This window comes from Rhodococcus sp. 06-418-5 (assembly GCF_002258285.1).
Taxonomy (GTDB): Bacteria; Actinomycetota; Actinomycetes; order Mycobacteriales; family Mycobacteriaceae; genus Rhodococcoides.
Map to the genome: position 1 here is coordinate 173,115 of NZ_NOYE01000025.1, position 12,751 is coordinate 185,865.

16 protein-coding genes are annotated in these 12,751 nt (G+C 63.6%); 9 read left to right on the plus strand and 7 right to left on the minus strand.

The genetic code is table 11. The features are described from left to right. Positions 1–42: 42 nt before the first annotated feature. From CH274_RS19415 to rpmB, 5 genes are all read right to left on the minus strand, one after another. Positions 43–969, minus strand: a complete 927-nt coding sequence (locus tag CH274_RS19415; protein WP_032395755.1) for an AEC family transporter — start codon at positions 967–969, stop codon at positions 43–45. An 85-nt stretch (positions 970–1,054) separates the two neighbouring features. After that, complete coding sequence (gene rpsR, locus CH274_RS19420; protein WP_008719028.1) at positions 1,055–1,309, minus strand: 30S ribosomal protein S18; 255 nt, start codon at positions 1,307–1,309, stop codon at positions 1,055–1,057. A gap of 16 nt (positions 1,310–1,325) precedes the next feature. After that, the gene (rpsN, locus tag CH274_RS19425) at positions 1,326–1,631 is read right to left on the minus strand and encodes a 30S ribosomal protein S14 (protein WP_032395754.1); all 306 of its coding nucleotides are present in this window, start codon (positions 1,629–1,631) and stop codon (positions 1,326–1,328) included. Positions 1,632–1,634: 3 nt separating this feature from the next. After that, positions 1,635–1,805, minus strand: a complete 171-nt coding sequence (gene rpmG / locus CH274_RS19430) for a 50S ribosomal protein L33 (protein ID WP_170944568.1) — start codon at positions 1,803–1,805, stop codon at positions 1,635–1,637. Continuing rightward, positions 1,802–2,038: a 50S ribosomal protein L28 gene (gene rpmB / locus CH274_RS19435; RefSeq protein WP_032395753.1), complete on the minus strand. Its 237-nt coding sequence runs from the start codon at positions 2,036–2,038 to the stop codon at positions 1,802–1,804. Before rpmB ends, rpmG begins: the two co-directional genes overlap by 4 nt. 137 nt (positions 2,039–2,175) lie before the next feature. Here rpmB and mrf point away from each other — a divergent pair, with 137 nt between their 5' ends. The 6 genes from mrf to CH274_RS19465 all read left to right on the plus strand — a co-directional run bounded on the left by mrf (position 2,176) and on the right by CH274_RS19465 (position 8,219). Continuing rightward, positions 2,176–3,408, plus strand: a complete 1,233-nt coding sequence (mrf, locus tag CH274_RS19440; protein ID WP_094658765.1) for a ribosome hibernation factor-recruiting GTPase MRF — start codon at positions 2,176–2,178, stop codon at positions 3,406–3,408. Then, positions 3,405–3,665, plus strand: coding sequence for a type B 50S ribosomal protein L31 (locus CH274_RS19445; RefSeq protein ID WP_032395752.1), 261 nt, complete (start codon positions 3,405–3,407; stop codon positions 3,663–3,665). Before mrf ends, CH274_RS19445 begins: the two co-directional genes overlap by 4 nt. A gap of 3 nt (positions 3,666–3,668) precedes the next feature. Beyond that, complete coding sequence (rpmF, locus tag CH274_RS19450; protein WP_032388658.1) at positions 3,669–3,836, plus strand: 50S ribosomal protein L32; 168 nt, start codon at positions 3,669–3,671, stop codon at positions 3,834–3,836. Between the two features lie 26 nt (positions 3,837–3,862). Next, positions 3,863–4,921, plus strand: coding sequence for a VIT1/CCC1 transporter family protein (locus CH274_RS19455; protein WP_032395751.1), 1,059 nt, complete (start codon positions 3,863–3,865; stop codon positions 4,919–4,921). A gap of 233 nt (positions 4,922–5,154) precedes the next feature. After that, on the plus strand, positions 5,155–6,336 hold the full coding sequence (locus CH274_RS19460; protein ID WP_094631288.1) for an RtcB family protein: 1,182 nt from the start codon (positions 5,155–5,157) through the stop codon (positions 6,334–6,336). Between the two features lie 164 nt (positions 6,337–6,500). Continuing rightward, complete coding sequence (locus tag CH274_RS19465) at positions 6,501–8,219, plus strand: metallophosphoesterase (RefSeq protein ID WP_094658554.1); 1,719 nt, start codon at positions 6,501–6,503, stop codon at positions 8,217–8,219. A 66-nt stretch (positions 8,220–8,285) separates the two neighbouring features. Here the strand turns inward: CH274_RS19465 and CH274_RS19470 are convergent, their stop codons facing one another. Continuing rightward, positions 8,286–9,302 (minus strand): magnesium and cobalt transport protein CorA, encoded by a 1,017-nt coding sequence (locus tag CH274_RS19470; protein ID WP_032396242.1) that lies wholly within the window; start codon positions 9,300–9,302, stop codon positions 8,286–8,288. 226 nt (positions 9,303–9,528) lie between these two features. Next, positions 9,529–9,846 (minus strand): PASTA domain-containing protein, encoded by a 318-nt coding sequence (locus CH274_RS19475; RefSeq protein WP_032395749.1) that lies wholly within the window; start codon positions 9,844–9,846, stop codon positions 9,529–9,531. 77 nt (positions 9,847–9,923) lie between these two features. Between CH274_RS19475 and CH274_RS19480 the strand changes: the two genes are divergently transcribed. Genes CH274_RS19480 through CH274_RS19490 form a run of 3 tightly spaced genes read left to right on the plus strand, consistent with a single transcriptional unit; the run spans position 9,924 to position 12,732 of the window. After that, on the plus strand, positions 9,924–10,538 hold the full coding sequence (locus CH274_RS19480) for a trimeric intracellular cation channel family protein (RefSeq protein WP_032395748.1): 615 nt from the start codon (positions 9,924–9,926) through the stop codon (positions 10,536–10,538). 56 nt (positions 10,539–10,594) lie between these two features. Continuing rightward, positions 10,595–11,281, plus strand: a complete 687-nt coding sequence (locus CH274_RS19485; RefSeq protein WP_032395747.1) for a response regulator transcription factor — start codon at positions 10,595–10,597, stop codon at positions 11,279–11,281. Continuing rightward, positions 11,281–12,732, plus strand: coding sequence for a HAMP domain-containing sensor histidine kinase (locus tag CH274_RS19490; RefSeq protein WP_032395746.1), 1,452 nt, complete (start codon positions 11,281–11,283; stop codon positions 12,730–12,732). The genes CH274_RS19485 and CH274_RS19490 overlap by 1 nt, the downstream gene beginning before the upstream one ends. The last annotated feature ends 19 nt before the right edge of the window (positions 12,733–12,751 follow it).

The window sequence follows — 12,751 nt, forward strand, 5'->3', positions numbered from 1 at the left end:
CCAACGTAGCGCCGGGAGCTGAGGAGAACCTTTGTGTTCGGCTCATGCGAGGAAGACCGTCACGAGCGCTATGACGGGGATCGAGACGAGTGTGGTCACGAACGCGGTGTCTCGGGCGAGCACAACACCGCGCTGGTAGCGGCTGGCGAAGACGAACACGTTCTGCGCTGTCGGTAGTGCCGACACCACGACGATGGCGAACAGATCGTGCCCGTCCAGACCGAAGACGAACCGGGCCATGAGGTAGCCGAGCAGGGGCTGGAGTGCCATCTTGAAGACCGTGGCCAGAGCGACGTCCCGCCGCGGGCTGATGCCCTTCTGCAGCACCCGGGCACCGTAGAGGGACAGGCCGAAGGCGAGCAACGCGCCGGGGACCGACGCATTCCCGACGAGTTGGAACGGCTGCATCAGTGCCTCGGGCAGCTCGAGTCCGGTGATCGACAGCACCAGTCCCGCTGCGCCGGCCAACACGATCGGGTTGCGGAACGGCGTCGTGACGGTCTTGAACAGGGAAACCTTGTCGACCTTGGTGGAGATGTCGAGAATCGTCACCGCGATCGGGGTGTAGATCATGATCTGGAACAGCAGCAGAGGAGCCACGAAGTTCGCGTCGCCCAGTACGAACACGGCGATCGGGATGCCCAGGTTGGCGGCGTTGACGTACGAACTAGCCAGTGCGCCGACGGTCGCGTCGGGCACGGTCCGTTTCAGGGCGAGCTTGGCTATGACGAAATAGATCGCTCCGACGAGCAGTGCCGTGGAACCGGCGACGGCCAACACGGGCGAGAGGATGACCGACAGGTCCGAGTTCGCCAACGTGACGAACAGCAACGCAGGGGTCGCGACGAAGAAGACGAGACGGCTGAGGACGAACTGGCCGTGCTCGCCGAGCACCTTCAAGTGGGCGAGGAGGTAGCCCAGGGCGATGACGACGAAGATGACGGTGAAGCCCTCGAGGACGCCGGACATCTACGAACTGCTCATCTCTGGATCGGGAACGACAGAGAGGCCACGTAGCCGATGGCTACGTGGCCTCTCCGAAAGAAAGTGTGGATCAGCGGCTGGTGAACGGCAGCAATGCCATTTCACGAGCGTTCTTCACTGCGACAGCGACCTGGCGCTGCTGCTGCGGGGTGAGCCCGGTGACCCGACGGCTGCGGATCTTGCCGCGGTCCGAGATGAACTGACGAAGGAGGTTGATGTCCTTGTAGTCCACCGTGGTCACCTTGGCGGCGTTCAACGGGTTCTTCTTCGGTCGACGGCCTGCCTCTGCGCGGACCTTCTTCGACGGTGCTCTCTTGACTGCCATCTGAAACCTTTTCCCTTTACCAGCTCGACTTGTGGACGCCTGGCAGTTCCCCGCGGTGAGCCATCTCGCGCATTTTCACGCGGGACAGCCCGAATTTCCGAAGGTAACCGCGCGGACGTCCATCCGCAGCGTCACGATTGCGTAATCGTACCGGACTCGAATCGCGCGGCAGACGCTGCAGTGCTGCTCGAGCCTGCGCACGCTCGGAGTCGCTGCTCGAGGGCTTGCGGATGGTGTCTTTGAGCTCTGCTCGACGCGTTGCCCACCGGGCGACGACGATCTTGCGTTGCTCGTTCTTCGCGATCTTCGACTTCTTCGCCACTGTCTACCGCTCCTCTCGGAAATCCACGTGCTTGCGCACGACCGGGTCGTACTTCTTCATCACCAGTCGGTCGGGATCGTTGCGACGGTTCTTGCGGGTGACGTAGGTGTAGCCGGTACCGGCGGTCGACTTCAGCTTGACGATCGGACGGACGTCCGTGCTCTTGCCCATCAAATCTTCTCCCCGCGTGCGCGGATCTTGGCCACCACGGCGTCGATGCCGTCGCGGTCGATGGTCTTGATGCCCTTGGTCGAGAGCGTGAGCGTGACGCGTCGGCCCAGGCTCGGCGCGTAGTAGGTCTTGCGCTGGATGTTCGGGTCCCACCTGCGGCTGGTTCGCACGTGAGAGTGCGAGACCGATTTTCCGAATCCGGGGGTGCGGCCGGTGACTTGGCAGTGCGCTGACATGAGCACTCCTTTCTTGCCGTTATGACAATCGTTTTCGACAAAGCGTGTTCTCGAATGTAGCGTGCATTCGCAGGTAATGACAATCGTTGTCGAGAAGAAGGGTGCTCGTGAACAACTCACCGGACGATCGAACCCCGATGGTCCTCGTCTCCGGCTGGACCGGAGCCATGGACCCGGTCGTGACATCACTGCTCGCGCCGGGCACCGTCGCGGTCCGCCACGATCTGAGCCGCGTCGCCGAAGGAGTCGTGCGTCGCACACTGTCCGTACTGGGGGAGGAACCGCACGAGAGCATTCTGGAGCTGGCGCACGGCTGCGTCTCGTGCACCCTTCGGGAGGATCTACTGCCACTGTTGCGGGCACTGTCGACGCGCAGCAACGTCGATCGCATCGTGCTCGCCATGGACCCCGCGCTCGAGCCCGAGGCACTGTGCTGGGCCGTGGACAACGTCGTCGTTGCGGGTGTCGTCGGGCAGATCGACGGCCCGGCCTCGCGTGACGTCCGCATCGAGGCAGTGATCGACTGCCTCGACGCCGCAACCTGGTTGGCCGACGCCACCGGCGACGACGCGTTGGCCGATCGAGGCATCGTCGCCAGTGGCGACGACGATCGAACCGTCGCGCAGTTGGTGGTCGGGCAGGTCGACTACGCCGATGCACTCGTCGTGACCGCAGGTTCCGACGTCGACGCGTGGGAACGCGCCCGACTCGCCGCAGTCCTGGCGCGGTTGGCCCCGAATGCTCCCGTCGTCTGGGTGTCCCAGGACGCACTGGTCGATGCCCCGGCACTTCTCGCGAGTGTCCCTGCCGATGCGCGACGCGGTGCGATCAGCGACGCGCACTCACCGCTGTTGCGTGGCCAGCCGCCACTGACCGTCGATTGCGGCATCACCCTGGTCGAGTTCACCGCCACGCGGCCGTTCCATCCCGAGCGGTTCCACGAGGCGATCGACGTATTGCTCGACGGCGTCGTCACCGCACGGGGGCGGGCGTGGGTGGCCACTCAGCCCGACGAAGCTCTGTGGATCGAATCGGCAGGCGGCGGCCTTCGCGTCGCCAGCGCCGGAAAATGGCTTGCCGCAATGACTCCGGAGCAGCAGGACCGCGTCGACGCCACCCGTCGGGCAATGTCGGCGCTGCGGTGGGACGAGAAGTTCGGTGATCGAGACACGTCGCTGGTCATCCTCGTCCACGAGGCCGACCCCACCGAGATCGACCGAACCCTGCAGTGGGCGTTGGTGTCCGACGACGAAATGGCAGACCCTGCGGCCTGGTCCACCTGGAACGACCCATTCGGGCAGTGGCACGAAGACCCCTGCGAGAGCAGCGAATCCCCTTACGCAGAACAATCACGAGAGGCAACAGAATGAAACCAGGCATCCACCCCGACTACCACCCGGTCGTGTTCCAGGACTCGAGTACCGGCAACAAGTTCCTCACCAGATCCACCGTCACGTCCGCCCGCGAGACCGAGTGGGAAGACGGCAACACCTACCCGCTGATCGTCGTCGACGTCTCGTCGGAATCACACCCGTTCTGGACCGGAGCCGCCCGCGTGATGGACACCCAGGGACGCGTCGAGAAGTTCGAGAAGCGATACGGCCGACGAAGCCGAAAGGACTCCTGAATCATGGCTGTTCCGAAGAGAAAGATGTCGCGCTCGAACACTCGGAGCCGTCGCGCGCAATGGAAAGCCGTTGCTCCTGATCTGGTGACCGTGCGTTTTCAGGGCCGAGAGTTCAGAGTGCCGCGGAGATTGGTCAAAGCAGTGCAGACCGGGGTGTACGACCCGAGCTGACTCGCTACGGGTCTATCTTCACTTTCATGAACGATGGACCCAGTGCGCGAGATGTGAAGCGGTGGCGCCAGTACCTCGCCGACGAGCGAGCCGAGGCCGCCGTCTATCGCGATCTGGCAGGCCGACGCACCGGCGAGGAGCGCGAGATCCTGCTCGCACTCGCCGATGCGGAGGGCCGCCACGAGCAGCACTGGCGAAATCTGCTCGGCGATCGGGTCGGAATGCCGCTCAAAGGTGACATCCGCACCCGCATCCTCGGGGTGTTGGCACGTCGATTCGGTTCGGTGTTCGTACTCGCGCTGGCCCAACGAGCGGAAACCCGTTCGCCGTACGCCACCGACGCCGACGCGACGGAGGCGATGACGGCCGACGAGCAGATCCACGCAGAGGTCATCAGGGCACTGGCGGCCCGAGGCCGCAATCGATTGTCCGGAACGTTCCGGGCCGCCGTGTTCGGTGCCAACGACGGACTGGTGAGCAACCTCGCTCTCGTTCTGGGTATCAGCGGCTCCGGGGTGTCCAATCAGATCGTCCTGGTCACCGGCCTCGCGGGACTGCTCGCCGGCGCGCTGTCGATGGGGGCGGGCGAATACGTCTCTGTCCGTTCACAACGCGAGTTGCTCGAGGCGTCGTCGCCGGACAGTGGGGCGCGCGACGCAGTCCAACACCTCGACGTCGACGCCAACGAACTGGCCCTGGTCTACCGAGCCCGAGGGATGACCCACGAGGAGGCCGACGCCAAAGCGGCGGAAGTACTGCGCGTACTCCCTGCCGACGAGATGGCCCCCGACGTCGACCAGCACGAGTCCATCGGAACCGGCCTCGGTGCCGCCGGTGCCAGCTTCTGCTTCTTCGCCTCCGGTGCCGTCATCCCGGTGTTGCCGTATCTGTTCGGCCTCGAAGGCTTTGTGGCCCTTGCCGTTGCCGCCGTCCTCGTCGGAATCGCGTTGATCTGCACGGGCCTGGTGGTGGGACTGCTCAGCGGTGGGCCGCCGGTCAAACGCGCTCTGCGACAACTGGCTATCGGCTACGGCGCAGCCGGGGCGACGTATCTGTTGGGCTTGGCATTCGGTGGGGGTGTGTAGGGCCCGGCGTTCTGAGTAATTCGCTCGCGTGGACGAGGGATCGATCGATAGGGTTCCGGTCATGCGTGCAACCGTTCTGTCCGGTGCCGCTCTCGACACGAGAGTCGGTGTGAGCCTTGTGCTGCGCGCGTATTCACCGGAGCGATGCGCCGCTTTTTGCGGCAAACAAGCTCGGCTCGTGAATCGACCCATCGAATAGCGCCCTCTTGTGCAAGGGGGCAGGAAGGAACATCATGCCCCCGAACAAGGTGGGCTTGCGTTTGCTCAATTGGGCTTCACAGCTCGAGGACAAGACTCTCGAGCAGGCCCGTGAAACATCGTCGATGCCGTTCGTGCATCCGCACGTCGCGCTGATGCCCGACGCTCACAGCGGTATGGGAAGCGCAGTGGGAACGGTGATTCCTACGCTGGGCGCTGTCATTCCGGCCGCCGTCGGCGTCGACATAGGTTGCGGAATGATCGGCGTACGAACAGAATTCACACTCGACGACGTCGACGGCCGTAATCTGACTGACCTGCGACTCGCCATCGAGGCAAGCATCCCGCTGTCGCCGGGCAACTACAACGTCGGCGTCGACCGGTGGAATTTCACCGCTCCGAAGCTACTCGAACTCGAGGAGTTGGCGGCCACGGACGGTGTCGAGCTGAATCATTCACCGCAGTGGCGCGAGCAGCTCGGTTCGTTAGGCGGCGGCAACCATTACATCGAACTGTGCCTCGACGAAACCGATCGGGTATGGCTGTTTCTGCACAGTGGGTCGAGGGGCGTCGGCAACAAGATCGCCAAGAAGCACATCGCGATCGCACAGCGATTGTGCGCGCAGTGGTGGATTCCGTTGCCCAACAAGGACCTGGCATACCTGCCCGAGAGCTCCCGTGAATTCGGGCAGTACCTCCGAGAATTGAAGTGGGCGCAGCGGTTCGCATACCTGAACAGGGCCGAGATGATGGACCGGTTCAGTGCGGTATTCGCCGAGTGGATGGGAACCGACGACCATCGCGAGGTCGAACGGATCAATTGCCATCACAACTACACGGTGAAGGAGAACCACTTTCAGAAGGACGTGTGGCTCACCCGAAAGGGCGCGGTCGACGCACACGAGGGTGTCAAGGCGATCATTCCCGGGTCGATGGGAACTCGTTCGTACGTGGTCGTCGGCAAGGGCTCGAAGGCGGGGTTGTGCTCGGCGCCTCACGGTGCCGGTCGACAGTTCTCTCGGACCGAGGCCAGGAAGCGGTTCACTCACGAGAACCTGCGGGAGCGGATGGTAGGGATCGAATTTCGCGACAGTGCAGACTTCATCGACGAGATTCCCGACGCCTACAAGCCGATCGATGTCGTGATGGAGGACGCCCGCGACCTGGTGAGCATCGAGCACGAACTGCGGCAGATCCTCAACGTCAAGGGGACCTAGATCGACCTCCCGTCGTGCATGGAAATTCGTAGTGGGTTACGAAGTTCCGTGCACGACGGGATTGTCCGCGTTCGTCCCGTTGTGCATCGGTGTTCTCCTTTTGTTCACCCGTAGAGCTCGGTTCTGTTCAGCGCTTGAGGGGGCTCTGCGGTCACCATCGAGGCATGACGCTCAATCCCGCAGGCGAGACCGTCGCGACCGGAATCCCGGGCACGCTCGCCGAGAACATGACCATGGCCGAGCAGCACGATTGGCATCGGTCGTTCCTGCGGCGACACCCCGTCAGTCGACGAAATTTCCTGGTGGGAGCCGCCGCGACGGCCGCCGCGGTAGGCGTCGGGAACTCGGTGTTCGCGCGAACCGCGTACGCGCAGGACGCCCCGCTGGCCGTGGCCGGACGCCACATGGGCTTCGGAAACGACCCGGCGACGCAACTGCGGTTCTCGGCACAGCTCTCTCGTAATCCCGGGCTCACCGGTGTCTTCCTCGATCATGGCCCCACGCCCGCACTCGGCGCTACGACGTCGGCCGAGGTGCGTAACCTGATCAGTCAGGTTCCGCAGACCGACGGCGGAATTCTGTCGGCGGAGCAGTACTACGTACATGTGCCGGTCGACAATCTGACGCCGAAGTTGCCGCACTACTACCGCTGGCGCACCGCCGACGGCTTCGTCAGTGACATTCGGAGTGCGTCCCCGGCCCTGCCGACCGGTCGCATCGCACCGTTCCGGTTCACGATGATGGGCGATCAGGGCGTAGACGAAACACCCTCGCAGCCGCCAGGTTTGGTTGCCGGCGACTACGACGACCAGTACTACAAGGCGGACAACGAGCCGTCGGTCAAGCACGCGCGCAACATCAATCGGCAGATCGAGGCCTCGCACCCGGACTTCCACATCCTCGCCGGCGACATCGCGTACGCGGACCCGTCGGGTGCCGGTCTGCCGCCGCAGTTCGCGAAGCACGGTCAGACCCCACCGAAGGGATTCGACAAATTCAACCCGTTCGTCTGGGACGGCTATTTCCAGGCGATCGAGGCCAGTGCATCGACCGCGCCGTGGTTGTTCGCCACCGGTAACCACGACATGGAAGCGCTGTACAGCCCCAACGGCTACGGCGGACATGCCGCGCGGCTCGATCAGCCGACCAACGGACCCAAGGGATGCCCGTCGGCGTACTCGTTCGTCTACGGCAACACTGCCGTTCTCTCGCTCGACGCGAACGACGTCAGCTACGAGATCAAGGCCAACACCGGTTACAGCGGTGGAGCCCAGAACACCTGGGTGGAAAAGACATTGGCGAAGTACCGTGCCGATCCGAACATCGACTTCATCGTCTGCTTCTTCCACCACTGCGCGTATTCGACCACGTCGACGCACGCGAGCGACGGCGGCGTCCGCGACGCGTGGGTTGCGCTGTTCGACAAGTATCAGGTGGATGTAGTGCTTCAAGCCCACAATCACGTCTTCGAGCGCACCGATCCCATTCGTGGCAACCGTGCGACGCGGGTCGCCGGTGACAACGCCACGGTCAACGGAAAGACCGACGGCACCGTGTATTACACAGTCGGCGGTGGTGGTCGTCCACGCTATACGTTCCAGGACGGTGAGGGCGTGAGCTACCGCGGCAACGAGTTGCCCGACACGGCAGTCCCGAACAGTTACGTATGGGCACCGGACGGCACCAAGTCGGCGGAGTCCATCACCTGGTCTCGGGTGCGATTTCTCAACTACTCGTTCGTCAGAGTCGATGTGGTGCCGGGTATTCCGGGCATCACCGCCAGCAGGATGACGATCGGTGCAATCGACGAATACGGAAACGAGTTCGACCGCCTGACGTTCGAGCGAGACATCCCGGTGGGTCCGGTGTTCGGTTCGTCCTAGTGCCTGCGGCAGTGGTGTGGCTGAGTGCCGTGGAGGGCACCTAACCGCACCACTGTGCGGAGCGCACTACAACCACTTCTGACGCTTGAACACCACGAACAGTGCAGTGGAGCAGATCACCATGGCGATCAGAGCCATCGGATACCCGAGCTGCCACGTCAGTTCCGGCATGTCCTCGAAGTTCATACCGTAGATGGCGGCGATCAGCGAGGGCGCGAAAAGAATTGCGCCCCAGGACGAAATGCGTTTGACCTGTTCGTTCTGCTCCAGGCTGGCCACGGTCATGTTGCGCATCTCCTCGTTCTGCTGCTGCGCAACGATGGTCGAGTGCACGGTCAACGCATTCTGCAGGTTGGAGCGGAAGGACTCGATGCGGTCGGACACGCGGATCGCGTGATCGTGCACGTCGCGCAGGTATCGCTGCAGTTCCACGTCGACGTTGTACTTGTCCGAACCGCGCTTGAGTGATTCGATCATCTCGACGAGTGGCTTTGCGGCACGGTCGAATTCGGACACCTCACGGAGCAGTGAGTAGATGCGACGCGATACCGACGGGTCGCCGGTGAACAGCTGATCCTCGATCTCGTCGATGTCGTTCTGCAATCCGGTCACCACCGGGACGTACTCGTCGACCACTTGATCGAGGATGCCGTAGAGGATCGCCTCGGGGCCGAGTTGGAGCAGTTCGGGAGATCCTTCGAGCCGCTTGCGCACCATTGCCAGATCGGGGGATTCGGCATGGCGAATGGTGACGACGAAATCGGGTCCGAGGAATATGTGCAATTCGCCGAATTCGACCTTTTCGGTCTCGTCGATGTATCGAGCGGGTCGGAGAACGACGAACAGTTGCTCGGCGTACCGTTCCAGTTTCGGGCGCTGATGGGCTGCAATGGCATCTTCCACGGCGAGGCGGTGCAGACCGAACTCGCCTGCTACAGCATTGATTTCGCTGATCTCGGGGCGGTACAGGCCGATCCAGGCCATGCCGTGCCGCTCGCGCATCAACTCGAACGTGATGTCGAGGCTCTCGGGATTGGCAGTGCGTTTGCCGTCGACGTAGACGGCATTGTCGATGATCGGCACCTATTCGTTCACCTCGGCTCGAGAAGGAAATGTGCCGGACGGCATCACGACCGAGACTATCTCCTGCGAAAATGGGGCGGTGTTTTTCGGCGCAGCCATCACCGCGGGTGCGACGCCGATCACGACGCCGCATCCCTCATCGGCCGCCGGTTGTCACGCTCAGGTGGCAGACCCCAACGGGGTGATCCGGGAATCTGCCACAACTCGAGGTGGCCGTGCGGCTGGTCTAGTCGCTTATGACGATCACTTTGATCTCCGCGTTCTCGCTGACCTTCACCCCGACCGGGAAGTTGAGGCCGATCACGCGGGCGTCGGGGCGGTCGTAATTGACGGTGACGTTGTCGAAGCCTGCGTCCTCCAGGGCCGCGATGGCCGCAGATTGGGACATTCCGATCACGTCTGGAATTCTTTCGCGATCCGGAGCAGCTTGAGCGACTGCGCCGCCACCGAGCGCGATGGCTCCCGTCAATGCAACAGTGGCGACGGCTTTCTTGAATTCGATACGCATGATGTTCTCCTCGGGTGAGCCGGAATCTTCGAACACGACGGTGCCCCTCGATTCTAGGTCCGACCTCGGGTTTTGCTGTGAGGTTTCTGTCAGCACCATGACATGCTGATCCGATGCTTCTCGACGTACTCGGTTTGATCGGTATCGCGGCCTTTGCGGCGTCGGGGGCGTTGATCGGAGTGCATCGCCGGTTGGATCTGTTCGGTGTCTGCGTCGTCGGAATCACGACGGGCATCGGCGGCGGAATCATTCGCGATCTGCTGCTCGGCATCCACCCACCGACGTCCCTGGACACGTGGCCGAACCTGACGGTCGGCTTGTTCGCCTCGCTGGTCGTGTTCGTTGCGCACCGACAGATGGGCAAGGTCCGACGCGGTGTTCTGGTGCTCGACGCCTTCGGGATGGGACTGTTCGCATCGACCGGTGCGACGATCGCGTTGGCTGCCGGCGGTAGCGCGTTGGCGGGAGCTCTCATCGGCACCACGACGGCGGTGGCAGGCGGCGTGATCCGAGACGTGCTGGTCAACGAAGTTCCCCTGCTGCTGCATCGGGACCTGTATGCCCTGCCGGCCATGCTCGGTGCGACGGCCGTCGTGTTGGCCGATGCCGCGACCCTGCCGGAGAACGTGGGTCTGGTCGCGGGAACCCTGCTCGCGACGGGGTTGCGCCTGCTCGCGCTGTGGCGAAAGTGGAACCTCCCGCTGGCGAAGCACCTACCGACGCTCTAGGTCGCTATCCGCACCCCTCTCAGACATATCTCAGTCGACCAGGACAAACTGTACGAATGCGGATATTGGTGGTCGACGACGATCGGGCAGTGCGTGAGTCGCTGCGCAGGTCGCTGACATTCAACGGGTACACCGTGGACCTGGCGGTCGACGGGCTCGACGCGCTCGAGCAGGTCGCGGCGGCACGTCCCGACGCCCTGGTGCTCGACGTGATGATGCCTCGCCTCGACGGCCTGGAGGTGTGCCGTCGATTGCGCAGTGTCGGTGACGACCTGCCGATTCTGGTGTTGACGGCACGGGACTCGGTGTCCGAGCGTGTTGCCGGCCTCGACGCCGGTGCCGACGACTACCTGCCCAAGCCGTTCGCGCTCGAGGAGCTGCTGGCTCGCCTGCGCGCACTGCTTCGGCGTACCGCGATGGAAGCGGGCATCGACTCGGAGACCATGACGTTCGCGGACCTGTCGTTGGACCCGGTCACTCGTGAGGTCTCGCGCGCCGAACGCTCGATCAGCCTCACCCGGACCGAATTCTCGTTGCTCGAAATGCTGATGACCAATCCGCGTCGAGTCCTCACCAGAAGTCGCATCCTCGAGGAAGTCTGGGGTTACGACTTCCCGACGTCGGGCAACGCGCTCGAGGTGTACGTCGGGTACTTGCGGCGCAAGACCGAGGCGGAGGGGGAGTCGCGGCTGATCCACACCGTTCGCGGTGTCGGGTACGTCCTGCGCGAGACGCCCCCGTGATGGTCGCTTCGTTCGGGCGAAAGTCGGCCGACAATGTCGGCTCCTCGCCGACGGCGATGCGGCCACCGATGCCACTGACACGGTCGGTGTCGCTGCGGTGGCGGGTGACCTTGCTCGCGGCCTCCGTCGTCGCAATTGCGGTGGCGGTCATGGCCATTGCCGCGTACACGGTGGTATCCCGAGCACTGTACGGCGATGTGGACACTCAATTGCGTTCGCGTGCTTCGGCTCTGGCGGAGTCCAGTCTGGTGTCCTACGACCCGCGGTTCGTCGCTGGAGCAACGTTGTACAGCACCGATGTCAGTGTCGCGCTGATCTATCCGGACATGTCCAGCTACAACCCGCCCGGGCCCAAGGTGCCGATCGGCGATGCCGAACTCGCTGTGGTGAGCGGAGAGCAGGAATCGTCGCTACGCACACTCGACGATCAGCGGGTACTGGCACTACGCACCAAGGACGGCAGCACTCTCGTCGTCGCACAGAGACTACTGCCGACCGGAAAAGTACTCGACCGCCTGGCGTGGGTGCTGCTGATCGTCGGGGCCTGCGGCGTGGTGCTGGCGGCTGGAGCAGGTATGGCCGTGGGGCGCACCGGTTTACGCCCGATCGCCCGACTGACCGCGGCTGCCGAACGGGTGGCACGCACCGACGACCTGACGCCGATCCCGGTGACCGGCGACGATGAGTTGGCGCGTCTGACCGAGAGTTTCAACACGATGCTCCGGGCACTGGCCGAATCTCGCGGCAGGCAGAGCAGATTGGTCGCCGACGCGGGCCACGAACTTCGCACCCCGTTGACTTCGTTGCGGACCAACATGGAGTTGCTCATCGCGGCAGGACGCCCAGGAGCGCCGTCCATCCCGGACGAGGACATGGCCGAGTTGCGGACCGACGTGGTGGCGCAGATTCAGGAATTGTCCACCTTGGTGGGTGATTTGGTCGATCTGGCGCGAGAGGACGCGCCGGAGACGGTGTTCGAGCGAGTCGATCTCGCCGATGCCGTCGAACGCAGTCTCGAACGAGCACGCCGCCGTCGCAACGAGATCGACTTCGAAGCGACGTTGATGCCGTGGTTCGTCTACGGCGATCAAGCAGGACTCTCGAGAGCCGTGCTGAATGTGCTCGACAACGCGGCCAAATGGAGTCCGAGCGGTGGTGAGGTGCGAATCGCGATGCGGCAGATCGGCGATGGCCTGCTGGAATTGACGGTCGACGACGCGGGCCCCGGTATCCCCGAGGAAGATCGCGAGCTGGTGTTCGAGCGCTTCTATCGCTCGACGGCGTCGCGTTCGATGCCCGGATCCGGTCTGGGACTTGCCATCGTGCGGCAAGTGGTCGTCAAGCACGGCGGCACCATCGGAGTGGAGGTGTCCGAGCGGGGCGGCGCGCTGATACGAATCGTGTTGCCCGGCGAGGGTGCTCCTGATCCCACCACACTCTCGGCAAACTGATAGCCGGATCTCAGCGCGC